This window comes from Actinomyces sp. oral taxon 175 str. F0384, assembly GCF_000223355.1.
GTDB lineage: Bacteria > Actinomycetota > Actinomycetes > Actinomycetales > Actinomycetaceae > Actinomyces > Actinomyces oris.
The window spans coordinates 51,076-74,909 of the sequence record NZ_AFUR01000007.1 but is presented as its reverse complement, the minus strand read 5'-3'; the positions used below and the strand labels follow the sequence as shown (position 1 = coordinate 74,909).

The window sequence follows — 23,834 nt, the reverse complement described above, 5'->3', positions numbered from 1 at the left end:
GTCGCTGGAAGCGGTGGGGAGGGAACGGGGCTCGGGGAGAGGGATCGGGGAGGTCAGTGGCGACGTCGCTGCTCACGGACACCCGGGCCGTCTGCGCCGATCAGACGACGGGGGCGACCTGGCGGGCCAGCTCGACGAGATGATCCAAGTTGGGGGCGATGTCCTCAGCGGCGGCGCCCCACAGGCGCATGACCAGGTCCACCGGGACCGTGGGCAGTCCCGCCAACCTCAGCACGACGACGCCCTGGGTGGGGCCGTTGGACTCGTAGAAGGCGGAGAACCCCACCATGTCCGGGCCCGGCCGCAGGCGCACCAGCTCGGCCTCGGGCAGGAGCGCGGCGACGATCTGGCGCTGGGTGGCGCGGCGTCCCTCCTTGGAGCCGTCATCCTTGGCGATCTCCAGGCTGAGGTCGATGACGAAGGGCGGGTGGGCGACGTCGTCGATATGCATGAGGCGGGCGAAGCGGCCCTGGCGCTCCATGGCCTGCAACTCGTTGAGCAGGGACTCCAGCTCGGAGCGCCACTGCGGCCCGGTCACTCCCAGGTGGGCGCTGCGGTGCCTGGCCTCCTCCCGCGCCCATCCCGGCGGTGGGAAGGGCGGGATGATCACCCATCGCTGGGGATCAGGAGTGACCGCGATCTGCACTGTGTGTTCCTTCCGAGACCTCGTCCGACTGCGAGGCAGTGGGCTGGGCGCCTACCATGTCTGTCCTATGAGGACCCGAGAGCGACATACGACAATTATGCCTGCATCCGCACGCCGACGTGTGGTCCGCGTGCTGGTGGATGCGGGGCTCATCATCGCACTGTGTGCCGTCACGGAGCGCTGCTGTGGAATCTTATTCGCTGTCGGGGCGGTTGTGCTGCTTATTGCTGTGATGACTGCCATGATGGCGATGACAGGCGCCACACCCGGCGGGCTGGTGACGGGGGTACGGCTGCGGAGGGTGGCGGACACAAGCAGTCCCCCTGGGCGCTCTGCGGTGATTTACGTCGCATTTTTGGGCCTCTCTTTGGTGGCAACCGCAGGTCTGGCCCCCCTGGTGTTGTGGATCCTCTCACTATGGCGTGCTGAACAGCGCACCTGGTTCGACCGACTGGCTGGAACAGTTCTTCTCAGCGCCAGGCCGACCTCGGTGTCGGCCTGTTCCCTGGTGGTTGAGGGCTCAGTAATCCCAGTTCTGGGGCCGATTGTTCTCGGGCGCCGGCCGGCCCCGATCGAGTCCCACCCCGATGCGCAGCTCGTCGCGGTGCTCCGTTCGGAGGACTCCGTGTCCAAGACGCACGCCCTGTTCGTACCCGCTTCGGATGGGGTACTCGTCACAGATCTGGGTTCGACGAACGGAACCCACATCGAGGACGAGGAGGGCGTTCACCGACTCTCACCCGGCCGACCGGAGTACGTGCACCGGGGACGGCAGGCATACTTGGGTGACGGTGTCTGTATCGTCCGTTGAGGAGAAAAATGATGACAAACAGCCCGAACAGCAGCGCGAACAACGAGGTCTGGTGGACCGAGGGTTCGTGGACAGGCGTGGTCACGCCACGTGCTGTGATGATCCTGCCCCCGTCGGTGCCGCAGGACCTCACCGAGCGCCTGTGGCGGCTGCTGCGCAGTGAGGAGGCCTCGCTGACGCGGGCCCTGGATGAGCTGGTGATGGGGATGGGCGGACGTCTGGGTGCGATCCCGGACTTCGTGCTCGCCGTCTCGGCGCCCGAGGACGTCTTCCACGTGGCGCTGCGCGGTGCCCCGCAGATGGAGGTCGACGGTAAGGCGCTGGACGCCTCCGCGGTCACCACCTGGTTCGAGACGACGGTGACCGCCCCCAACTCGGTCATCGTCAGCGCGCCCGACGGCGCCGGACAGGTGCGCCGCCCGGCGGTTGACGCCGTCGTGAGCACCGGTCACCTGGTGCTGCGCGGATCGGAGAAGTCGAGCGGGACCCCGTCCCCCAGCCGTGCATCGTCGAAGGGGTCCGGTGACTCCGACGACGATGACCCTGACCCGGCTGGTCCTGACTACTCCACCGCTTCTGCCGGCTCCGCCGGAACCCCTGCTGCTGCCGTGAGGACCTCTCGGTCCTCCCGTCGGGCATCGCGTCGCGCCTCGCGCCGTCAGTCCACCTCGTCGGACCACTCGGAGCAGGACGACTCGTCTGAAGGGGCGCCTGCCGAGACCGCCGAATCCGCCGACGTCGTCGACGACCTCATCGAGATCGCGCAGGACAACGCCGAGCAGCAGGCCCTCGATGGTGCTGAGCTCGCCGCGTCCCTCGAGAGCGCTGAGGCCGCTGAAGCCGCCGGTCAGCCGGAGGACTCCGCTGAGGACTCCGATGCTGCTGAGGAGTCGGGCCTGATCTCCGACTCCGAGGGACCCGCTGACCTGCTGGCCGTCGTGGCCGGCATCTCCGAGGCCGCTGAGGCGACCGAGGCGACGCCGTCGCCCGAGCTGCCCGAGTCCTCAGAGACTCCCGACGAGACCCCGGAAGCCCAGACCCCTGAGGCCGCCGAGGCCGCCACTGAGTCCTCACCGGAGACCTCCGATGAGGATCTGCTGATCGCCCCCGTCTTCGATATCCCGGCCCTGCCGATCCCCTCCGCTCAGGAGGCAGAGGCCATGATCCCGCCCCCTCCGCCCCCGTCGAGCGAGGATCTTGAGGCTGCTGGTATCAAGGACGCTGCCGCCGAGGTCACCGAGGTCGCCCAGACCCCGGCCGACTTCGTGCCCGTTGAGGCCGCCGAGGCCGCCGTGGTCGCGGAGGCCACTGCTGTTGCCGAGGCCGCCGCGCAGGCGCACGCCGAGGAAGAGCCCGTACGCTCCGGGGACCACGACGGACAGACCATCAACAGTCTGCCCGAGGACCTCTCCCAGGAGCTGCGCGCCGAGCTGCTCAACCAGGGGCTCGGTCCCCTGGAGCCGAGCCAGTCGGCGGAGGTTGTCGAGTCTCCCGGATCCGCGGCCGTGGATGCCGCAATGGTCGAGCTCGTGCAGCCCTCCGTCGGCGAGCCGGCGACTGCCGAGCTCGGTCGCGGGGACCACGACGGACAGACCATCAACGGTCTGCCCGAGGACCTGGTCGGCGAGCTCGTCTCCCTCGTGGGAACCGGGCCCTCCAGCCCGGCGTCCCCGGTCTCGGCGAGCTCTCCCAGTGAACCCGACGCCATCCGGATCGTGCTGTCGGCGGTGTGCCCCCAGGGCCACCCCAACCCCACGAACTACACCGTGTGCCGCGTCTGCGGAGCTGAGCTCAACCGTCCGGCCAAGTCGGTGGCCTGCCCCCCTCTGGGGCGCGTGGTCACCTCCGGCGGCGAGAGCATCGAGCTCAACCGTCCCCTCCTGGTGGGTCGCAACCCTGTGGCCGACGACATCAGCAGCGTCGCGGAGGTCCCCCTCCGTCCGCTGACTGTCGCCAGCCCCAACCAGCTCGTCTCCCGCAACCACATCCTCATCGACCTGGATGCGTGGAGCGTTCTGGCCCAGGACCTGGGCAACTGCAATGGCACCGTTCTCAACCGCCAGAACGAGGCGCCCGTGCGCCTGTCCTCGGCGAATCCGGTGCTCCTGCGCAGTGGAGACGTCCTCGACCTCGGCGATGGTCAGACCCTCGCCTTTGAGAACCTCCCCTGATGCTGGATCACAAGGGACCGCCTCCGGTCATCTCCGGGTTCACGTACCTGGAGAGACTCGGAGCGGGAGGCTACTCCACGGTCTACCTCTTCGAGCAGCACATGCCCCGCCGCGAGGTCGCGGTCAAGGTCATGAACGCTGACGTGGAGGACAAGACCGCCTCCCGCTTCGAGTCGGAGGCGAATCTCATGGCGCGGGTCTCCTCCCACCCGGCCATCCTGTCCATCTACGGCGCGGGCGTCTCCGCCGACGGCCACCCCTTCCTGGTCATGGAGTACTGCCCGCCGCCGCAGCTGGGCGCCATCTTGCGCCAGGGTCCCCTCAATGTCGCTGAGACCCTGTCGACGGCGATTCAGATCGCCGGAGCGGTGGAGACCGCTCACCGGGCCGGCATCGTCCACCGGGACATCAAGCCCGCCAACATTCTGTTCACCACCTACCGCCGCCCGGTGCTCTCCGACTTCGGCATCTCCGCCATGAGCGGCCCGGAGGGGGCCGAGGAGCTGCGGGGGATGAGCGTGCCCTGGGCTCCCCCCGAGCAGCTGGTGGGGATGCGCTCGGCCAACCCCGCCTCCGACATCTACTCCCTGGGCGCGACCACCTTCGCGATGCTCACGGGGCGCAGCCCCTTCGAGACCGACGGCATTCCGGACGTCTACGAGCTCTCCCGCCGTATCGTCAAGGACCCCCTGCCGCCGCTGGGGCGTCAGGACGCCCCGCCGTCGTTGCACCGTGTGCTGTCGGTGGCGATGGACAAGAACCCGGACTCGCGCTACCCGACGGCGCTGGCCTTCGCCCGGGCGCTCCAGCAGGTCCAGGCCGAGCTCGACCTGCCCATCACGACGGTCGACCTGTTCCAGGAGCCGGACAAGGCCGCGAAGTCCGCCCGGCGCCCCAACCCCGACGAGGCCGACACCGCCACGAAGATGGGGGTCTTCAACCAGGTCGACGTCACCAGCGAGCACATCGCCATGCGGGTGGAGCCCGACAGTGAGGACAAGGGCTCGTCGTCGGACTCGGAGGCCGCTGAGTCGAGCCGCCCCAACCGCATGCGGGCCGTACTGACCGGTCTGCTGGTCGTGGCCATGGTCGCCGCCGTCATCGCCGCGATCGTCGTCTCCCAGAACCAGGACAAGCAGAAGAAGCCCAACAACCCCATTGCCACAATCGCCCCGCAGCCCGACGCCAACCCCCTACAGGCCTCAGTGCCCATGGTGGGAGATATCGTCGGCGAGGCACAGGGCGACGGCACGGTGAAGTTCACCTGGGGTGAGCCGGAGACGAACTGGTCCGGCAGCTACCTCTACCGGGTCAAGCTGCCCGATGAGGAGACCGAGCTGGACTCCACCCGCACCAACGAGGTCACCGTCAACGCCCAGCCGGCGCGCACCTGCCTGGAGGTCACCGCGGTGCGCGCGGACGGTAAGGCCTCGCCGGCCAAGACCGCCTGCATCGACACTCCCTGAGGTCGCCTCCCCGGGGCGATCACGCCCGAGACATCGTTGAAGTGAGCGCCGTCGAGACATAGCCACTGGGGCCCGCACTCCCGGACAGGAGTGCGGGCCCCAGTGCTTGAGGGAACCGGTGCGGAACTCAGACGACCTCCACCTTGAAGGCGATGCGGCCGAAGAAGATCGTGCTGCCCTCCAGGGCGGACAGCGCCTTGTCCGGTACGGCCTCGACGGTGCGCCCGTCGCGGTACTCCACCCGCGTCCCGTTGGTGGAGTGCAGGTCGGTGACCCACACCCCGTCCAGCAGCGGGAAGATCGCCGCGTGCGTCTTGGACACCGAGCGCGTGGGATCGTCGAGAGCCACGCGCTCCGCCCCGGGGTAGGCAGAGATGTTGTCGGGGTCGCGGCCCACCACCGTGGGCTCATGGATGACGATCGGGTTGCCGCCCAGCAGTGGAACAAGACGCACCGACAGGGCCGGGGCGGCTGAGGAGGCCGACGGCAGCGACGGTGTGGCGGTCTGGGCGCTTGCGGCGGGCACCGGGGTGAGCGGGGGCAGAGAGACGCCTGCAGCGGGGGCGGAGGCAGGCGCGGCCGCCTCCGGCATGCTGCCGGCACCGTGCCTGGACACTCCGGACTGGGGCTGCGCCGACGCCTGGACGGAGGCGGAGCGCTCGTGACGAGCGGCGCCGGCTTCCGCGGCGGGGGCATCGCTGCGGGACTCGCCGGGGACGGCGTGCTCATCCGCGGGCGAGGGGATACCCGGCCCCGAGAAGCGGTGCGAGGCGTGGGACCGGCGCGCGGAGCTCGCCTCGGCAGCGGCCGTGCTCGCCGCGCTGCCGGCGGAGGTCCGCGCGTGGCTGCGGTGACTGCGCACGGTCGGGTGCGTGTTCCCCTCAGAGGAGGCCGGCACACCACCGGGCACGGTGGCCGGGTTGGTCAGATCCATCGGGGACGCGTGCTGCGCAGGCGCCGAAACCGTCTTCGGCTGCTGCGGCAGGCCGTCGTCGGAGACGATGGCTCCTTCCGGCAGGGAGTCCACCGTGGCGGCATCGACCGAGGTGGGAACCGAGGACCAGGGCACCGAGTCGATGAGGGCCTGCGTGTTGCGGTCCCCTGAGGGCAGGATGCTGGAGGTGTCGAAGGTGTGCGCCACCTCCGGGACGGGGCCTGCTCCGGCAGCGAAGCGCTGCCGATCGGAGGCGAAGAGGCTCTCGCGACGAGGAACGCCGGGCTGTGACACCGACTCTCGCTGATCCTCGGCAGGTGCAGCAGACGAGCCGGAGGTCTTCTTGCCGGTGTGACCGGGCTGAATCCTCCAGCGCTGGGCGTGGGCGTGTCGTGGTTCCATCGTTTGTGATGTTACGGGTTTTGTGGCTTTCGAGCGCGGGACTTGTGGTGTGGAAGTCGCATCGTGCGACGTGGAGGACTCCGTTGCCTCGGAATCGTCAGCAGTTTTGGAGGATTCCGCTGAGGGCGTCGTCGCTTCGGACTGTTGCTGATCGGCTGGGTGCTCAGGTGAGGGCGGCGCGTGGGACGAGGGCTTCTCTCCCTCGTCACCCTGACCGTCGGCGGCATCCGTGGACTGAGACGGCGCGTCCTCCACGACGTCGAGCGTAGCCGTTTCGGAATCCGTCTGCGAGGGCTGCTGCGTCGGGGCGTCGTCGGAGTCGGACGATGCGGCCACCGGCGGCTCCTCGGCGTCCGCCTCAGACGGCTCGTCGGACGGTTCCTCGACGTCCGCAGCCGGTTCATCGACCGGTTCCACGGCGTGCTCGTCAACCGCCTCCTCAGCTTCCCCTGCCGTTTCTTCGATCGTCTTTTCGGTCGGTGCTGGGCCGGCCGGCTGCGATGATGCGGCCGGGGCGGCGTCGTCCGCCTCCGGTTCGGTGGCCCCGGCGGGGGCGAGCGGTGCCGGCTCCGTGTCCTGGTGAGCCGGGGGAGCAGCATCCTCCGCGGCCTCGGGGGCGGTTGCGACGGTGTCCTCGTCGGCCGGGCCCGTCGAGGGCTTCGATGCTCCTGCCACGGCCGGCCGGGAGTCGGCCCGGGCCGCGGCCATGGCAGCGGATGCCTGAGGGTCCATGGGGGTGGCCGAAGCGACGGCGACGGCCTCGGCGTCGGTGTCCACAATGGCCGGACCGGCCTCCGCCGCCGACTTCGCGGAGGCGGACGATGACACGGTCGCCGCCTTGGTGGCCTTGACGGTGACCTGAGGCGCGGCTGCGATCGTTGCGGCATCCGTGCTCGCGGCCTGGCCTGCGGCGGAGCCTCCTGAGACCGCAGGCGCGTAGCCGTCGGGGGAACCGGCCTTCAGGGCGCGACCGGCATGGCGCGCGGGCCGGGCCGGACGGGGCCGACGGATCGAGGAGGAGACCGGATCCGACGTCGTCGGGTGCGCGTTCCTGCCGGAGGAGTCGGTGATGCCGGCCTCGGTGGCGCTCTGGGCGCCCGCGGTGGCGGCCTGCTGGGTCTCCTGTGCCGTCTCCTGGCCGGCCCTGGCGCGCGTCGAGCCCGGACGGGGGCCGCGTTTCCTGGGCTTCTTGCCCCGTGCCGTCTTGCCCGCCTTCTTCTCGGTCTTGCGCTCGGCTCGCTCGGAGGGCCGAGTGCGGGGGCGGACTCGCCTGACTTCTCGGGGGCCTGAGTGGACGGTTCCGCGGCGGGTTCCTGGCCCGCGGCGCTGCGCTCGGCGGGGGAGGAGAGAGACGCGCGCCTGGCGGCGTCCCAGGCCTCACCGATGTCCTGAGCGGAGGACGTCTCGGGCTCCTCCGGCACCACGGCACCGGCGTCGGCCCGGGGGCCGAGGGAGGCGGGCTCGGTGACTGGGCGGTGTGCCGACCCGGCCTCTGAGGGAGCAGGTCGTGCGGGACGCCTCGGCCTGCGGGCGTTGAGCAGTGCCATCCCGGAGAGCTTGTCGTGCCAGCCGCGCCCCTCGGGGTCGGCGGCCGCCGTGCGCATGAGCGCGATGGTGCCCAGGCCGAGCGTGGTGATGCTGACGGCCAGGATGAGATCGGCGTGGAGGAACGAGCCCAGTGGTGAGGGGGTCTGGTTGCGGGCCCCCAGCATGCGGATCCTGAGCAGGCGTCCTCCCAGGGACCAGCCGGTGGCGGCGATGGCCAGCCAGCGTGCCCCGACGACCAGACCGAAGGCGATGAGCCCGCTGGTCAGGGCCGGGCGGCCGCCCACCTGCCAGATGACCGTGGTCAGGCCCCCGACCAGAAGCGAGCCGATGACGAGGTCGATGACCCCTGCAACCACGCGTGCCCGCACCGGGGCCGGGGGGAGGCGGCGATGCGCAGCTGAGGGCGTGTGCGCGCCGGCCCGGGCAGCGTCGGGCTCCGGGCCCCGGGAGTCGGCCGTCTGCGCTCCGCCGTGCGGATCACTGGGGGCGCTCGGCGCCGTGCCGTACGGACTGACGACGTCGGTGCGCGGCGCGTTATCGGACGGACGGGAGGACGTCGGTCGGCCCGCAGCGGTCGAGGCGCTGCTACGGGCGTCAGCAGTGATCGTCATGACCGCAACCTCCTGGGTCGACGTGACCGCCTGTCGGCGGGATGGACGAGGGAGCGCGGGGACAAACGGGCCCATACCCGTCCCAGGCGCGAGCGGTCCGCCCCCATGCAGCGGACGATCGCATCTGAGGATTCCCACAACTCCCCTAGAGCGTACGATGGCGGCTCCCCGGAGCTGAAGACCTGGGTGTCAACTGCTCCGGCGAATCGAGGCAGATCGACCTGCGGGAAGTGAGGGGCCAGCTGCGCGGCCGCCTCCCTCCGAGTGGCCCCCCACCCGGGGTAGCGCCCCAGGTCGCGGGCCCGGTCGAGGATCTCCTCCCAGGCTCCCAGGGCCTTGCCGACGCCGGTGCGTGCGCGCCGGCGTCGGCGCCGCCAGGCCTTCCACCCCAGGACCGAGCCCACGATCATCGCGATCGCCAGGACGGAGCCTCCGACGGCGATGACCGCCGTCGGCAGACCGCCCTTGTCCTTGTCCTGGGGGTCGTCGCGCTGCGGGTCCTCGTAGTTGGGGGGCAGCTGGGCCGGGTCCTCATTGGGCAGCGGGGGCTGGAGGACGTTGGGCTCGGGGTTGGAGACCTTCTGGGTGGTCTGCTGCTGGGGAACCTGGTCGCGGTCCGGCGTGACGTCGAAGGACACCCAGCCCAGCCCCTCGAAGGGGATCTCCACCCAGGCCTTGACATCCTCGCCGGTGACGGTCTTGGCATCGCCGTCAGTGGCCGGGTCGAAGCCCATGACGACGCGGGCCGGGATGTTGAGCGAGCGGCACATGAGCATCATGAGCACCGAGTACTGCTCGTCGTCGCCGATGAGGGAGTCGGCCTCCACCATGGAGGCGATACGGGCGGCCCCGTGCCCGGGCTGGGAGGGGCTCTTGGTGCCGTCGGAGTAGTAGCTCGTGCGCAGGCGCTGCTGAAGCGCCCGGACCTGCGCGATGGGGTTGGACTCGGCCCCGACGATCTCCTTGGCCAGGGAGGCCACTGACGACGGTACCTGCTCGACCGGTCCCAGCGAGGTCTGCGCCAGCGAGGCCTTGTTGAGGGCGGCCTCGGAGGGTGCGGTGTAGGGGGCGACCCGCTCGGTGAGGACGTCACCCGAGGCCAGGCCGCTGGTGGCGATCCCGGTGGAGGAGAACTTGTCGTAGTACATGCCCTCGCGCAGGGCCGACTGACGCGGCCCGGAGGACTCGATGCGGATCGTCTCGGGCATGGTGGGCACCCAGGGGAAGCTGTAGTCCTCGATGGTCAGGGAGGAGGTCTGCTTGCGTCCGTCGAGCCGGTTGGCCGTCAGCTGGGTCTTGTCGCCGATGCGCTCGAAGCGCGACTGGCCGTTCTCGTTCTGACCGATGTGGGCCGACAGGCCGTCGTAGGAGTCCAGGGCGGCGATGCGGATGCGTCCGCCCGAGGGCAGGTTGATCGGCTTCATGAGCCGGGTGTGGGCCTTGTCCGTCTCCAGGGTGCGCACCAGGGACAGGGGGCTGGCGTACTCGGTCACGTCCAGCGGCGGCTGGAACAGGTCGCGCACCACCGTCCGGGAGGCGGGGGCGGCGGGGGTGAGGACCATGGCGGCCAGGGAGGTGACCAGCAGCAGCACGGCGGCGATGACCGTTCCGCGCAGGGCCGCCCGCCCCAGGTCTCCGGTGGAGCGGGCGCTCGTGGCGCCCGAGGTGGTCGAGAAGGAGCTCAGGTCCAGGGCCTCGACGACGTGGCTGCGCCGCTGTCGCAGGGAGCCGCAGGTCCACAGGGCCAGGATCCCGACGACGAACAGGACGCCCAGCACGGTGGGGCGCACGGTCTCCTGCCCGCCCCAGCCGATGCCGACGGCGGGCAGGCAGGTCAGGGTCAGGCCGGCCAGGACCTCACGGCCCGCCAGGATGAGGCGGGTCGCCAGCGCCGAGACCACCAGCCCGGTCATCCAGGGCAGCACCGTCATGCCGCTGAAGGAGCTCAGCGGCATCGGCACGGTCAAGGCGTCGCGCCACACGGTGATCGTGGAGCCCAGCACCGTCTTGATCGCCGCGGTCCCGGAGCCGACGTCGGTCAGCAGCCACGGGGCCACCAGGACGTGGACCAGCGCCAGGGCCGCCATGCTCGGCAGCACCGACAGACGCAGGCGCGAGCAGAGCATGGAGGTCAGGGCGCCGATGAGCGCGCCGTAGCCGACGGCGAGGCAACCCACCACGGAGGCGAAGATCGGTAGGAAGGGGACCGCGCCGATGGCGAGGATCCCGGCCATGAGGACCAGCTCGAGGGCGGCGGCGGCCGGCGTGGGCGGCTTGGCGCCGCGCCGGGGAGGCAGGAAGCGGCGGGCGGAGAGCGCCGGCCGGGAGGGACGCGACAGGAGCGGTCCGGCGCCGGTGATCGAACGGGCCTGACGAGTCGTCTCGTTGCTGTAGAGGCTGCGCGTGCGCGACGACGTCGCCGTCGACCAGGAGGAGGGCGACTCGCCCGAGCCTCCGGAGGGTGCGGCGGTGACCTGCGAGGGGACCTCGGCCGGAGAGGGCGCCCCGGCCGGCGAGGCGCCCGAGATCGGGGAGCCCGCGGTGCGGGGGGATGCGGTGGTGAGGGTTGTCGTGGGGGTCATAGTGCTCGCCTCAGGGCGGTGGGCAGCTGCTCAAGACGGTCCATGTCCACGACCGGCATCGTTCCGGCGTGGTGGCGCGACAGGCCGCGCTGGCCGGCGCGCAGGGCAACGGTCACCATGGGCAGCGGTGCGAAGCCGCGGGCCCGGGCCAGCACGGCGCGGTCGACCTGCTGGCCGGTGACGAGGACGACGATAGAGGCATCGGGGTGTGCCGTGCAGGCGTGTCGCACCAGCAGGTCGCAGCCGTAGTCGTCCTCACCGGTGCTCAGCAGGCAGGACGTGTCCAGCATCCGCAGGGCGGAGGAGGTGGGCAGAGCCCCGATCTGGGTGATGAAGCGGACCTCGCGCCCGTCCTGGATCGCGTCCATGGCCAGTGAGCAGGCGATGGACACCGCGGTCTCGAAGTCCTCCTCGCCGGCGTAGTCGTCCTGACGGGTGGACAGCAGGACGAGCAGGCTGGAGCGGCGGGTCTCCTCGAACTGACGCACCATGAGCCGGCCGGTGCGGGCCGTGGTGCGCCAGTGGACGTTGCGCCGGTCATCGCCGGGGACGTACTCGCGCAGGGCGTGGAAGGCGACGTCGGAGCTGGACAGGTCCTGGGTGACGGCGCCCTCGATGTCTCGCAGGACGCCGTGCAGGACCGTGCCCAGGCGCACGGTGCGCGGGTGGATGTGGATGTGCTGCGGGGTGCTCAGGGAGCGCTCGCGCTGAAGCAGCCCCACCGGGTCGCGCTGGACCGCCAGGACCGGACCGACGGTGACGATGCCGCGGCGCTGCGTGGGCAGGACGAAGCCGCGCTCGTGGACGGCCCCGGGGGTCAGGGTGGGCACGACGAAGACGGCACGCCCCGGCCCCACCGGCATCTCCATGCGCGAGGGCAGCAGCGGCCGGGTACGGGGGTTGGTGACGGTCAGACGGATGAGGGCGTGGTCGCCCACGGTGACGCGGGACTCGAGCAGGTTGTGGTTGACCGAGTAGCCGCGGCGGGGGATGAGCCACAGCCAGGCGCTCACCGAGACGATGCCGACGGCGGCCGCGGCGCTCCACGCCTCCTGCCAGCCCATGACGGCCCCGGTCAGTCCGCAGGCCGCCAGCAGCACCAGGCTGCCCCATCCGATGGGGGTCACGGTGTGCAGCAGCCAGCGCAGCGGTCGCAGCGCCACCGCGGCCGCTGCGGCCAGTCGGGACTGCGAGGGCCTGGCGGTCAGGGCCTCGTTCGTGGAGGTCGACGACGCAGCCGATGCCGCGGGCTGCGCGGAGGCCGGAGCCCCCGAGGAAGTGGGGGCTGCGGCGGAGGAGGCGGATGCGCCGGTCCCGCCCGCCGAGCCCGGACGGGCCTGGAGGGCAGGTTTCTGCGACGTCGTCTGAGGCGTCATACGGCTCAGTCGCGGGTCGTGGGGGCGGGGACCTGGGCCAGCGCGGCGGTGATGACGCCGGAGGCGGTGGCGCCGGTGAACTCGGCGTCGGGGTCCATGACCAGGCGGTGGGCCCACACGACCTCGGCGAGGTCCTTGACGTCATCGGGCAGGACGTAGCTGCGGCCCTGGGAGGCCGCCCACACCCGGGCGGCCCGAGCCATGCCGATGGCGCCGCGGGTGGACACGCCCATGCGGGTCTCGTCGGCTGCACGCGTGGCCTCCACCAGCGCCCCGATGTAGTCCAGCACCGAGTTCTCGATGTGGTTCTCGGCGGCGAGGTCGGCCATGGAGGCCACCACGGAGGAGGCCACGACCGCGGACAGGCTCTTGGAGCGGTCCGGGTGGGCCGAGCTCGACAGGATCCGGGTGAGCGCCTCCCGGTTGGGGTAGCCCACGGAGGTCTTCATGAGGAAGCGGTCGAGCTGGGCCTCGGGCAGGCGGTAGGTGCCGGCCTGCTCGATGGGGTTCTGGGTGGCGATGACCATGAAGGGGCGCTCGGTGGTGTGGCGCACGCCGTCGACCGTCACCTGGGACTCCTCCATGACCTCCAGGAGGGCCGACTGGGTCTTGGGGCTGGCCCGGTTGATCTCGTCGGCCAGGACGATGGAGGAGAAGATCGGGCCGGCGTGGAAGTCCCAGGTGCCGGTCTTCTGGTCGTAGATCGTCACGCCCGTGATGTCGCTGGGCAGCAGGTCGGGGGTGAACTGGATGCGCGAGTGCGTCCCCTGCACCGAGGCCGCCAGGGCCCGGGCCAGGGCGGTCTTGCCGGTGCCGGGGGCGTCCTCGAGCAGGAGGTGGCCCTCGGAGAGCATGGTGGTCAGGGCCAGCTTGATTACGTCCTCCTTGTCGAGCAGCGCCTGACCGACGTTGTTGACAATGGTGGAGAAGGCGTCAGCGAACCATGTCGCGTTCTCGGGAGTCATCGGCATGGAATCAATGATCCTTCGGGTGGAGAGAGGTGGGTGTGTGACTTGTTGCGTACTGGGCATCGATCCGGTTAATGAACCGGTTATTGCTGGGTGCAGGTGATGGTCTGGTCCCAGTTCGGTGTCCGGTGGGGGAACTTGTGCCGGGCGTAGCCGTTCTTATCCAGGGCGATCTCCTCCTCGTTCCAGGCGGGCTGCCAGTTCCAGGTGTCCCAGTACCAGTAGCCGCAGGACACGGTGCTGTTGGGGTTCCCGGTGATGTCGAAGACCATCTGGTAGCAGGTGCCCCAGGGGCCGAAGGGGTGGCACCTCTGCGTGTAGTCCACGTAGAACTGCTGCTCGGTGCCGACCGGGTAGGCCTGCTTCTTGTCGTCGTCATCGTCGTCATCGTTGTCGTGCTTGGACGGCCGGGTGACGGTGTCGCAGCCCCACTCGGAGGTGCCGGCGTTGGTCCTGGCCCGCACGCACCAGGTGAGCGACTCGCCGCGCTTGAGCTTGCCGTCATAGGTGTCACCGATCTCGATGTCCTCGACGGACTTGCCGCCGTCGTCGGTCTGCTCGTACTCGGCGCCGGCGCCGTTGTTGGCACCGGGGCTCCAGGAGCAGGAGACCTTCTTCTGCTTCTTGCCGGTGAGCTCGCAGCTGACCGAGGGGGCCGACGGCGGACCGTAGGGCGCCACCGGTGAGGAGGCGACGACGTCGGAGTACTGCCCGCCGCCGTTGGCGCGGGCGTAGACGGTGTAGGCCTGCCCGTCGTTCAGTCCCCGGATGGTCGAGGAGCTGGTCCAGGTGACCTGGTCCACGGAGTACTCCACCGTCAGCTCGCCCACGCTCCAGCCGTTGCCGGCCCGGGGCGAGGAGCTCACGGACAGCTCGCCGCTGTTGCCGGTGGCCTTGACGGCGGGGGTCGACGGCGTCAGCGGGGTCGGCTTGTAGGTGTAGCTGGCCTGGCCCGAGGTCTTGGAGCCGTGACCGTTTTCGGCCTCGACCCAGAAGGTCCAGGTTCCGCGCGAGACCGAGACCGTGGCGGAGGTGGCCCCTCCCACGTTCTTGGAGTCGCTGGTGTGCCCGTTGGAGTAGTGCAGCGTGTAGCTCACGGGGCTGCCGTTGCCGTTGGCGGCTTGCCAGCCGATGGTGACCGTGTCCCCGTTGGGGGTGATGACGGGGGTCCCGGGGGTGCCGGGCTCGCCGTAGGGCGTCACCGAGTTGGAAGAGGAGGACCACTCCGAGACCGTCCCCTGGCTGGACCTGGCGCGCACCTGAGCGGTGTAGGCGCGTCCCGGGGAGACGTCGAAGGAGGCCGAGTCCCCGGAGATGCCCGACTGCACGGTGCCGTCGGACAGGCGCACGTCATAGGTCGCCGTGCCCCCGAAGGGGTCGTCCACCTGGGTCCAGGCGGCGGTGACCTTGCCCGAGCCGGCCGTCAGCGTGGGCGCGGCCGGGGTCTTGGCGGTGGCGTTGTGCTGGTAGGACACCGTCGCGGCCTCGGAGTCGCCGTACTTGTTGGTGGACACGACCTGGATGCTGTAGCTCTGACCGGGCGCCAGACCACTGATGAGGCAGTTCGAGGTCGAGCAGGACTGCTCGGAGCCGTTGACACTGACCTTGTAGCCGGTGATGGGGGAGCCGTTGGCGGAGCCGTCGGTCCAGGACACGCGCGCCGAGTCGGCGTCCACGGGGGCCACGCTCACCCCGGAGGGGGCTGCGGGCGCCACCCCACCGACCTGGACGGTGATGGTGCCGGTGACGGCCCGGGACTCCGAGCCGGTGGAGTCCAGCACCTTGTACTGCGCGGTGATGGTGCCGTGGAACCCGTTGTTGGGCGTGATCGTCACAGTCGTTCCCGAGGCGCTGATCGAGCCCTGGCCGGAGGTGATCGTCGGGGTGCCGGACAGGGTGATCGGCTTGTCCGGGAAGGGGTTGCTCACCGCCTTGGACACGTCGGTGCTGACCGCCTCGCCGTTGCGGGACTCCAGGTTGATCGGAGCCGTGGTCATGAGGGGCTTGTTGGAGGCGCTGACCCGCACGGGCAGGGAGGCGCTCACCGGCGGGTTGACGCCGTCGGAGACCGTGATCGGGATGGAGCCCGTGGTGCCCTCGGCGGTCTTGTCGGAGGCCTTGACCGACAGCGTCGAGCCGCTCAGGGAGATCTCGAATCCCGCGGGGGCGGGACCGGCCTGGAAGGAGAGCTTGTCATTCGGGTCGGGGTCGGTGGCCATGGCCGCCAGGTTGGCCGTCACGGCCCCCTCGCCGGGGGCCACCGTCATCTCGGTGGGGGTGAAGGTCGGCGGCCGGTTTGTCGAGGACTCCACGATGATCGGCAGCGTGAGTGTCGAGCTCAGGGCGTCGGAGCCGGTGCCGTCGGCCACGGTGAAGGTCACCGAGGTCTGCCCGGTGAAGCCCGAGTCGGGGGTGAAGGACAGCGCCGACCCGCCCGAGGCGACCTTGGCGTCCTTGGTGCCCTTGGCCATGTGGATGGAGGAGGTGTCCGTGATGACGGGCTTGGTGCCCTCACGGGTGAGGATGTAGGAGGACAGGTTGATGTCCGTGGTCTTGTCCGCCAGCACCCGGGCGGGCACGGCCGAGGGGTTGATGCGGGGCCGCAGGGCCGAGCGGGCCGGCACCACGACGACGGCGTGGCCGGTCAGCCCGTCGGCGTCGGTGATCGTGTAGAGCACGAGCCGCTGGGTCTCGCCCACCGTCAGGCTCAGCGAGTCCTTGCCCACCTCGACATCGGGGTCGGAGGAGGACAGCTTGAGGTCCCACGGCGAGCCGTCGGTGTCCTTGTCGTTGTCCAGGACCGGGACGGTGACATGGCCGTTGGCGTCGACCTGGTCGACGGTGACGTAGTCGTCCACGCCCACCGGGTTGGCCAGGGGGGCGTTGCTCGAGACCTGGACGGTGACGGTGCCGGTGTCGGTGCCGCCGCGTCCATCGGAGACGGTGTAGGTGACCGAGTGGTTGCCCTCCTTCTCCGGCAGGTCGAGCACCAGGCGGCCGGCGCGGGTGGACACGCCCAGGGAGGGGTCGCTGGAGACCGGGTCGCCCTCCAGGGACAGGTTGTCGCCGTCGGTGTCCAGGTCGTTGGACAGCACGTCCACGGCCACGGTGCGCCCGGGCTTGGCCACGACCAGGTCGTCAGTGGCCACCGGGGCCACGTTGAGCGGTGAGGCCTGGGCCACGCCCACCCGGACCGTGCCGGTGGCCTGGGCCCCGAAGCGGTCCTCGACGACGTAGGTGAAGGTGTCGGTGCCGGTGGCCCCCTCGGAGGGCGTGTAGGTCAGCCACGAGGAGTTGATCTCCACCGAGCCCAGGGAGGGGGCCTGGTTGAGGCCCACGAGGCTCACCGAGTCGCCGTCGGGGTCGATGCCGTCCAGCGGCACGGTGATGTTCGTGGCCGAGCCGGCCAGGGTGCGGGCCTCCAGGTTGCGCGGTGAGGGAGCGGAGTTGTGCTCGGCGTCCTGGGCGCGCACCTCCACGGTGAGGACCCCCGAGGCGGTCTGGCCCTGGTCGTCCTTGGCCGTGTAGGCGTAGGAGGTGCGGCCGGGCTGGTTGCCGGCGCGGAAGCGGACGGTGTTCTCGCTGACCCAGGCGGTGCCCAGCTCGTCGCCCACCAGGCTGACCTGGGAGTCCACCGACAGGTTGAGACCGGCGGGGGAGGAGTCGTTGTCCAGGACGGAGGCGGTGACGACGTCGCCGGCACGCACGACGGCGGTGTCATTGGTGACCACCGGCGGCTGGGGCTGGGACTGGGTCACCGGGACGATGGCGACCTTCCCCGTGGCGCTGGAGGTGCCGTTGGTGACCGTGTACTCCACCGTCAGGTTGGCTGGCACGGTGCTGGCCGCACTGATCTGCAGCAGGGAGTGGTCCACGACCGTGACGGTGACCCCGGAGTCCGGCGGGGTCTTGACCGACTGCAGGACCAGGATCCCCCCGGAGGGGTCGAAGTCGTTGGTGAGCGGGGCGATGGTCGTCGAGCCGCCGTTGCGCAGCAGGGCGGTGTCGTTCTCGACCTCGGGGGGCACGGTGGCGTCGGCCTTGGGCGTGACGTCCACGCGCACGATGCCCTGGGCCGTGTTGGCGCCGTCCATGACGTCGTAGGTGAGGTAGTAGGTCTGGGCCTGGGCGTTGGGCTCGGTGGAGAAGGTGAAGACACCGGCCTGCTGGTCGACGCTGATCGAGGTCCCGGCCGGGGCCTCCTGCACCGCGGCCAGGCGCAGGGTCCCCCCGGAGGGGGAGGTGTCGTTGTCCAGGGGCGAGACGACGGCCTTGGAGCCGGCGACGACGCGCACGTGGTCGGCGTTGGCGATCGGCTTGGCCGACTGGGCCGGCTGCACGTCGACCTTGACCACGCCGGAGGTGGTCTCCCGGCCGTCGGAGACGGTGACGGTCAGGTCGCGGGTGCCGGTGCCGGCGCCCAGCTCGCGCACCGTGACGGTGCCCTCGTTGGAGACCTTGGTGTCCAGGCCCTCGCCCTGGGCGGAGACCAGGTAGAGGTCGTCCCCGTCGGGGTCCAGCCAGTGGCCCAGCACGTCCAGGGAGCCGGAGGCCTTCTCGGCGACGGTGAGAGTGGGGGTGGTGATCTGCTTCGGGGCGCCGTTGACGTCCCAGCCGTGGACGTCAACGGTGGCGACGGCGGAGTCGCTCATCCCGCGGCCGTCGTCGGCCGTGTAGGGCACGGAGAAGCTGCCGGAGGCGTTGTCCGGAACGTCCATGCGCAGGGCCAGTCCGCCCTGGGCCTTGGTGGCCTTGAGCGAGCCTCCGTTGTCCTGGGGGGTGGCGGTGAGGACGTCGCCGTCGGGATCGGAGTCGTTGGCCAGCACCGGCAGGAGCGCGGAACGGCCCGGGCGCACGCCGAAGCTGTCATCGGCCGCCTTGGGGGGATGGTTCTCCTCGGTGCGCTCCGGCGGGGTCTGGGAGTCCGAGGTGTTGGCTGAGTCGTCCTTCTGATCGGCGTTGTCGTCGGTCTGGGCGGTCTTGTCCGTCCAGTCGTCGATGAGGACGAGGTCCTCGTTGGGCAGCCACACCGAGCCCGTGTCCAGGTCGTTGAGCACGATGGCGTCGCGGTTGACCCGGAAGACCGGGGCGGAGGAGGCGGCGAGCTTGTCGTCATGGGCGGTGTCGGTGCCGCCGCCGAACAGCCCCGAGCAGCTGCGCACGAACTGGCCCGAGCCGGACCAGGCCGCGTAGACGCACTTGCCCAGGCGCACCGGCTGAGCGGGCACGCCCTCGGGGGCGGAGCCCTCCTTGGCCGACGGCGTCCTGGTGACCTTGCCCCCGTCCATGGGGACGGAGATGAGCTCGTTGCGGGAGGCGACCAGGACCGAGTCGGCATCGGGGCCGGGCTGCTGGAGCACCAGACCGGAGGTCCCCAGGCTGACGGACTTGCCCTCGGGCAGGTGGAGGATGCCGGTGCCGCGCTCCAGGACCACGGGCTGGTCACCGACGGCGGTGATCGCCAGATCGGTGCCGGCGGTCAGCTTCAGGGAGGTGTTCGTGGCCTCCTTCCAGCCCTTGTCGCTGGTCTCCAGGGAGACCAGCGACTTGCTGGTGGCCGAGACGGCGTGGATGGCGCCGTCCTTGCCGATGGCGGCCACGACGTCGGGCATGCCGGTGACCACGGGCGCGGCTGCGGTCAGGGAGCCGGCCTCCTTGGCCTTGGCGGCGCGGATGGTGCCCTGGACCTTGTCGACCGCCATGACCCGGTCCCCGCCCTGGGCGATGGTCACGCCCTTGGTGAGCTGGGTGCGCCCGGAGAAGGCGACCTGGGAGGGGTCGACCGAGGAGACGGAGGCGTCGCCGGAGTCGGGGACTAGGACGTCCTCGGCGTTCTGGGTGACGTCGAAGGAGGACGAGGAGGTGCGGATCGCGCCGTCGACCTCGCGGGAGGGGTAGTTGAGGCGGGCCACCAGGTGCTTGGAGGTGGAGGTGACCCACACGCCGCCGTCATTGAGGTGCAGGTCGGCCTGGGCCACGCCCTCGTGGAGCCAGGCGGCCGTTCCCAGGGCGGTGACGCAGACGACGGCGGCCAGGGTCGACAGGCGCTTGCGCAGCCTCACGCGCTGGGCGCGCGACTGGGGGATGCGGAAGGTCGCGGCCAGCCGGGAGGTGGTGGTGCCGGAGGTCAGACCCGAGTCGACGTCCTGAACGTCGTCGGACCGGGAGGTCCGGCTGCGCCGCCGGGGGCGCAGGGCGCCGGCGGCACGGGTGAGCAGACCGGGACGGTCCGCGGCGGACAGTTCGGTCTGAGCGGTGCCGGAGTCGGATCGGTTGCTTCCGCCGTCACCGGCACCGGAGGTGGCTGCGGCGGAGTCGATGCTGCTCGACGGGGTGTCGGGCGTCTCGAAGTCGTTACGTGAAGTGGTCACTTGGCCCCTTGGGGACTACGGGATGCGACCTCCTGGACGAGGGTGCGGCGCAGCATCGTCGAGGAGGTGGTGGGTGTGTAGGGCAGGTAGATCACCGAGGCCCCGACCTCGGCCATCTCGGCCTCCAGACGGCGGCCCTTGTCGGTGCCCTCCCAGTCGGTGCCCTTGAACAGCACGTCGAAGGGGGAGCGCTTCCAGGCCAGGCGCTTGTCCTGGTCATAGTCGGGGACCACGGAGTCCACCATGCGCAGGGCGGCCACCATGGCCATGCGCTCGGCCAGGGGCACGATGGGACCGCGTCCCTTCATCCGCTCCAGCGACTCGTCGGTGGCGACCCCCGCGATGAGGTGGTCGCAGCGCTTGGCCGCCTCGGTGAGGATGTTGAGGTGCCCCACGTGCAGCATGTCGAAGCCGCCGGGGACGTAGCCGGTAATCATCAGTAGGCTCCCTTTCCGCCGATGACCGCGCGCAGCGTTCCGGCGAAGATCTTCGCGTCCAGGGCTCCGCCCCGGTTCTCCACGTAGTGACGGTCCAGGGCCACGGTCGAGGCCCAGGACAGGTCCGAGCGTCCGGAGATCTGCCACAGGCCGGTCAGCCCGGGCTTGACCAGGAGACGACGCAGCGCCTCGGCGTCGTACTTGGCGACCTCGACGGGAAGTGCGGGGCGGGGCCCCACCAGGCTCATGTCCCCGCGCACGACGTTGATGAGCTGGGGGAGCTCGTCAATCGACAGGCGGCGGATCCAGCGGCCCACGCGGGTGATGCGCGGGTCCTGACGGTCCTTGAACATGACCTCGTTGCCGGCGTCGCCGCCGGCCTTGACCACCGAGGCGCGGCGCGCGTCGGAGTCGATGTACATGGAGCGGAACTTCCACATGGTGAAGGGCTTGCCGTCCTGGCCCACGCGGGTCTGGGTGTAGAAGACCGGGCCGGGGGAGTCGATGCGGATGGCGAGCGCGGTGGCCGCCAGCAGCGGCGAGATGAGGGTCAGCCCGATGGCGCCGGCGAGCCGGTCGAACAGGGCCTTGCCCGCGGCGCGGGTGCGGCGGGTCTTGACGGCGATGAGACCGGTCCAGCCGTGCGTGACGGTCAGGGCCCGCATGCGCCCGGGCACGACGTCCTGCAGCCCGGGGGCGACGACGAGGCGCACCTGGGTGCCCTCCAGTCCGCGCATGAGGGTGACCAGGTCCTCGGGGATGACCGAGCCGACCGTCATGACGGCGTCGATGCGCTCGGCGTGCAGGGTCTGGGCGATGTGCTGGGGGCTGCGCACGGGCTCAGCCGAGTGGAAGGCCCGGTCCTGCCCGGAGGACAGGTAGCCCACGATGAGGAAGCCGTCCATGGGGTGGCGGCGCAGCTGGGTGAGCATGGGCTGGGAGCCCGAGCCCATGACGATGAGGGTGCGACGCAGGGCGTGCCCCTCGAGGCGGCGGCGACGCAGCCACCCGGCCTCGATGGAGCGTCCGGTGACGGCCAGGAGGAGCTGGGCCGCCAGAGTGGCCAGCAGGGTGGTCCGGGCGACTCCGGACAGGTCGGCCAGCAGCAGGGCCACCGGGACGCTCACGGCGGCCGCGGCGACGAAGCGGCCCGTACCGGGGCCGGCCTGCTCGACGGCGTCGATACCGAGCGCTCCCAGGAACCAGGCGATGAGCACCATCGTGATGCCCACGGTGGTCGCGGACCAGACCAGTGGCAGGTGGCCGCCCAGGAGGGCGAGCCAGAAGGGGACGGCGACGGCGAAGAGGTCGGACAGGACGAGCCAGATGACGAGGTCATGGCGCGTGCGTGCCCAAGGACTGCGCGGAGCGGTGGGGGAGGTGGCGTCGGCTGCTGCTGTCGAGGGACGCCGGTGCTGCTCGCGCTGGGGCAGTGTCAGGGTCGAACTAGACAAGGTGGACTCCGCAGGGATGATCGTGGGTGGGCAATAACTGGTCGGCTAGTGCTGACGGGACGTCGTGAACAGCAGCGTTTTAGAATGCTACTAAGTCTTGCGGACGTTATTTGTGGGAAGTGGCCAAGATCGCAGGGGCAAGATGAGGAGTCGAGAGGTTTCTGAGATGTCCGTATGTTACAGGTGCACAACGATATGGGGGTGTCAATGCGCCTCTGAGGGACCTTTCAGGGTTCTTCCAGCAGGCGGCATTGTTGCAGGTCAGGGCCGGTTTGCTGGGGTTGTGCCAAGGAGGGTGGGTGGGGGACCGTCTATGTCACAAGACGATAAACAAAAGATACCAGGTCGCCGGCCTTGATGCGTCTACTCTCGTGCCTGTCTTCAGGTGTCTTTCCGATGCCGGATTGTGACCTTCCTACAACATCAGGAGTGCTACGTGACCCAGTCGAGTTCTTCGGCGTCCCGGTCGGCTTCCGGGCCGGCCGAGGCGCAGTCGGCGGACGGCGCTGCCCCGACGGGCGCCGTTGAGTGTGGGCGACCTGCCGATAGCTCAGTTGCCGCAAGCCTCTCGGCGGTTGAGGTGAGTGATGGGGCGGCCGCGTCCCAGGGCTCTCGACGTTCTCCGCTGCGGCGGCTCGGCGGGGTCCTCAGGCGGGGGTCGTCGTCAGGCGCCAGCTGGTCGTCTGTGGGAACCACAGCCGTGGCCAAGGTGGTGGTCATGGGGGTGTCCGGCGTCTTCGGTCTGGTCAACACCAGCCTCATCATCAGGCACTTCGGGGCCGATGCCTTCGCCCAGTACGGCCTGCTGGCCACCTTCCCCACCCTCATGCCCTTCACCGACCTGGGGATCGGCGCGGTCATCCTCAACACGGTGGCGAGCTCGAACGACCCGGCCCACGACTCGACCGTGCGGCGCACGATCACGACCGCCGTCCGGGTGCTGCTCGGCTCCGCCCTGGTCATCAGCACCGTCGGCGTCGTCATCCTGCTGCTGGGCGCCTGGCCCGGGCTGCTGGGGGGCAAGCTCATGGAGGGCGGCGGACTCACCGCCACCGTCTGCCTCATCATCTACGCCACGGCCCTGCCACTGTCCGTGGGGCAGCGGGTCATCATCGGGCTGGGGCGTTCGACCACCCAGGTCATCAGTCAGGGGGTCGTCTCCCCGGCCATGTCCTGCTTCCTGCTGCTGGCCATCGTCACCGGGCTGGGGCGTGGCAACGCCGTGTCCATCTACTCCTACATCGCCAACGCCCTGGTGTCGGTCATCTGCATCGTCGTCGCCTGGCGCGCCACCCGCCCCCTGTTCAAGGGTGCCCTGAGGGACGTACCGCGGCTGCGCAGTGTGCGCGGCGTGCGCATCGTCAACACCGCGGGCCCCCAGCTGCTGCAGTCCCTGGCCATCCCGATCGCCTTCCAGACCGACCGCCTCCTCCTGTCCCACCTGGGGCAGTCTCAGGCCCTGGCCGAGTACAACCTGGCCAACAACCTGTTCAACATGCTCACCCAGACCGTCATGGCGGCCGGCGTCGCCATGTGGCCCATGTTCGCCAGGGCTCGGGCCGACAAGCGCATCGAGAGCCCCTTCAAGCCGGCCATCGCCTTCAGCGGGGGCGGTCTCCTCCTGGCCCTGGCCCTGGTGGCCATCACCCCCTGGGCCGCCCGAGTCATGTCCCACGGCAAGATCGTCCTGCCGGCCGCGCTCGTGTGGGCCTTCGCCGCCTACGTCGCCGTCGAGGCCGGCAAGCAGCCGCTGGGCATGTACATGACCGACCCGCGCGGCCTGCAGTTCCAGGTCATTCCGGTGCTCATCCTGGTGCCGATGAATCTCGCCATCTCCTGGGTCCTCATTGGGCCCTTCGACGCCGCCGGGCCTATCCTGGGATCGGTGATCTCGGTGGTCCTGTGCCAGATCCTCCCGTATGCCTGGTGGGTGCGCCGGGACGTGGCCAGGCGTCGTCGAGAACTGGCCCAGCAGTGAGCCCCTCCTCGTCGGCCGTCGGTGCTGAGCCGGCTCACGCAGCCCGGGAGCCGACGCCGCGCCCCCACGCCCGACCGCT

General features: G+C 70.4%; 13 protein-coding genes. 4 read left to right on the top strand and 9 right to left on the bottom strand.

Annotated features, from left to right (window positions below; all coding sequences use genetic code 11):
* Nucleotides 1-100: 100 nt before the first annotated feature.
* The gene (locus HMPREF9058_RS11905; protein ID WP_003780678.1) at nucleotides 101-646 is read right to left on the bottom strand and encodes a hypothetical protein; all 546 of its coding nucleotides are present in this window, start codon (nucleotides 644-646) and stop codon (nucleotides 101-103) included.
* Between HMPREF9058_RS11905 and HMPREF9058_RS11900 the strand changes: the two genes are divergently transcribed.
* The 3 genes from HMPREF9058_RS11900 to HMPREF9058_RS11890 are packed head-to-tail and all read left to right on the top strand — an operon-like array spanning nucleotide 603 to nucleotide 5,094.
* Complete coding sequence (locus tag HMPREF9058_RS11900; protein ID WP_309342313.1) at nucleotides 603-1,457, top strand: FHA domain-containing protein; 855 nt, start codon at nucleotides 603-605, stop codon at nucleotides 1,455-1,457. The genes HMPREF9058_RS11905 and HMPREF9058_RS11900 overlap by 44 nt on opposite strands.
* A gap of 8 nt (nucleotides 1,458-1,465) precedes the next feature.
* Nucleotides 1,466-3,628, top strand: a complete 2,163-nt coding sequence (locus HMPREF9058_RS11895) for an FHA domain-containing protein (RefSeq protein ID WP_009407470.1) — start codon at nucleotides 1,466-1,468, stop codon at nucleotides 3,626-3,628.
* Complete coding sequence (locus tag HMPREF9058_RS11890) at nucleotides 3,628-5,094, top strand: serine/threonine-protein kinase (RefSeq protein ID WP_009407697.1); 1,467 nt, start codon at nucleotides 3,628-3,630, stop codon at nucleotides 5,092-5,094. Before HMPREF9058_RS11895 ends, HMPREF9058_RS11890 begins: the two co-directional genes overlap by 1 nt.
* A gap of 127 nt (nucleotides 5,095-5,221) precedes the next feature.
* On the opposite strand, the gene HMPREF9058_RS13880 is transcribed toward HMPREF9058_RS11890, so the two are convergent.
* The 8 genes from HMPREF9058_RS13880 to HMPREF9058_RS11845 all read right to left on the bottom strand — a co-directional run bounded on the left by HMPREF9058_RS13880 (nucleotide 5,222) and on the right by HMPREF9058_RS11845 (nucleotide 21,777).
* Nucleotides 5,222-7,258, bottom strand: coding sequence for an FHA domain-containing protein (locus tag HMPREF9058_RS13880; protein WP_009407711.1), 2,037 nt, complete (start codon nucleotides 7,256-7,258; stop codon nucleotides 5,222-5,224).
* Between the two features lie 131 nt (nucleotides 7,259-7,389).
* Nucleotides 7,390-8,589: an RDD family protein gene (locus tag HMPREF9058_RS11875; protein ID WP_175284730.1), complete on the bottom strand. Its 1,200-nt coding sequence runs from the start codon at nucleotides 8,587-8,589 to the stop codon at nucleotides 7,390-7,392.
* Complete coding sequence (locus tag HMPREF9058_RS11870; RefSeq protein WP_009407509.1) at nucleotides 8,586-11,171, bottom strand: transglutaminase family protein; 2,586 nt, start codon at nucleotides 11,169-11,171, stop codon at nucleotides 8,586-8,588. The genes HMPREF9058_RS11875 and HMPREF9058_RS11870 overlap by 4 nt, the downstream gene beginning before the upstream one ends.
* Nucleotides 11,168-12,547, bottom strand: coding sequence for a DUF58 domain-containing protein (locus HMPREF9058_RS11865; protein WP_009407626.1), 1,380 nt, complete (start codon nucleotides 12,545-12,547; stop codon nucleotides 11,168-11,170). The genes HMPREF9058_RS11870 and HMPREF9058_RS11865 overlap by 4 nt, the downstream gene beginning before the upstream one ends.
* A 5-nt stretch (nucleotides 12,548-12,552) precedes the next feature.
* The gene (locus HMPREF9058_RS11860) at nucleotides 12,553-13,518 is read right to left on the bottom strand and encodes a MoxR family ATPase (protein WP_003787581.1); all 966 of its coding nucleotides are present in this window, start codon (nucleotides 13,516-13,518) and stop codon (nucleotides 12,553-12,555) included.
* Nucleotides 13,519-13,598: 80 nt separating this feature from the next.
* Nucleotides 13,599-19,886, bottom strand: coding sequence for an Ig-like domain-containing protein (locus HMPREF9058_RS11855; RefSeq protein WP_009407596.1), 6,288 nt, complete (start codon nucleotides 19,884-19,886; stop codon nucleotides 13,599-13,601).
* Complete coding sequence (locus tag HMPREF9058_RS11850) at nucleotides 19,883-20,323, bottom strand: adenylyltransferase/cytidyltransferase family protein (protein WP_009407724.1); 441 nt, start codon at nucleotides 20,321-20,323, stop codon at nucleotides 19,883-19,885. Before HMPREF9058_RS11850 ends, HMPREF9058_RS11855 begins: the two co-directional genes overlap by 4 nt.
* Nucleotides 20,323-21,777, bottom strand: coding sequence for a sugar transferase (locus tag HMPREF9058_RS11845; RefSeq protein WP_009407628.1), 1,455 nt, complete (start codon nucleotides 21,775-21,777; stop codon nucleotides 20,323-20,325). Before HMPREF9058_RS11845 ends, HMPREF9058_RS11850 begins: the two co-directional genes overlap by 1 nt.
* Before the next feature lie 718 nt (nucleotides 21,778-22,495).
* Between HMPREF9058_RS11845 and HMPREF9058_RS11840 the strand changes: the two genes are divergently transcribed.
* Nucleotides 22,496-23,755 carry an oligosaccharide flippase family protein gene (locus tag HMPREF9058_RS11840; RefSeq protein WP_043538418.1) on the top strand — a complete coding sequence of 420 codons (1,260 nt, stop codon included), beginning with the start codon at nucleotides 22,496-22,498 and terminating at the stop codon, nucleotides 23,753-23,755.
* Nucleotides 23,756-23,834: the final 79 nt, after the last annotated feature.

Excerpts from the sequence above, each read along its gene's own strand:
- HMPREF9058_RS11850 (WP_009407724.1), bottom strand. The coding sequence starts at position 20,323 with ATGATTACCGGCTACGTCCCCGGCGGCTTCGACATGCTGCACGTGGGG.
- HMPREF9058_RS11870 (WP_009407509.1), bottom strand. The coding sequence starts at position 11,171 with ATGACCCCCACGACAACCCTCACCACCGCATCCCCCCGCACCGCGGGC.
- HMPREF9058_RS11900 (WP_309342313.1), top strand. The coding sequence starts at position 603 with ATGATCACCCATCGCTGGGGATCAGGAGTGACCGCGATCTGCACTGTG.
- HMPREF9058_RS11840 (WP_043538418.1), top strand. The coding sequence starts at position 22,496 with ATGGGGGTGTCCGGCGTCTTCGGTCTGGTCAACACCAGCCTCATCATC.
- HMPREF9058_RS11865 (WP_009407626.1), bottom strand. The coding sequence starts at position 12,547 with ATGACGCCTCAGACGACGTCGCAGAAACCTGCCCTCCAGGCCCGTCCG.
- HMPREF9058_RS11890 (WP_009407697.1), top strand. The coding sequence starts at position 3,628 with ATGCTGGATCACAAGGGACCGCCTCCGGTCATCTCCGGGTTCACGTAC.
- HMPREF9058_RS11875 (WP_175284730.1), bottom strand. The coding sequence starts at position 8,589 with ATGACGATCACTGCTGACGCCCGTAGCAGCGCCTCGACCGCTGCGGGC.
- HMPREF9058_RS11860 (WP_003787581.1), bottom strand. The coding sequence starts at position 13,518 with ATGCCGATGACTCCCGAGAACGCGACATGGTTCGCTGACGCCTTCTCC.
- HMPREF9058_RS11895 (WP_009407470.1), top strand. The coding sequence starts at position 1,466 with ATGATGACAAACAGCCCGAACAGCAGCGCGAACAACGAGGTCTGGTGG.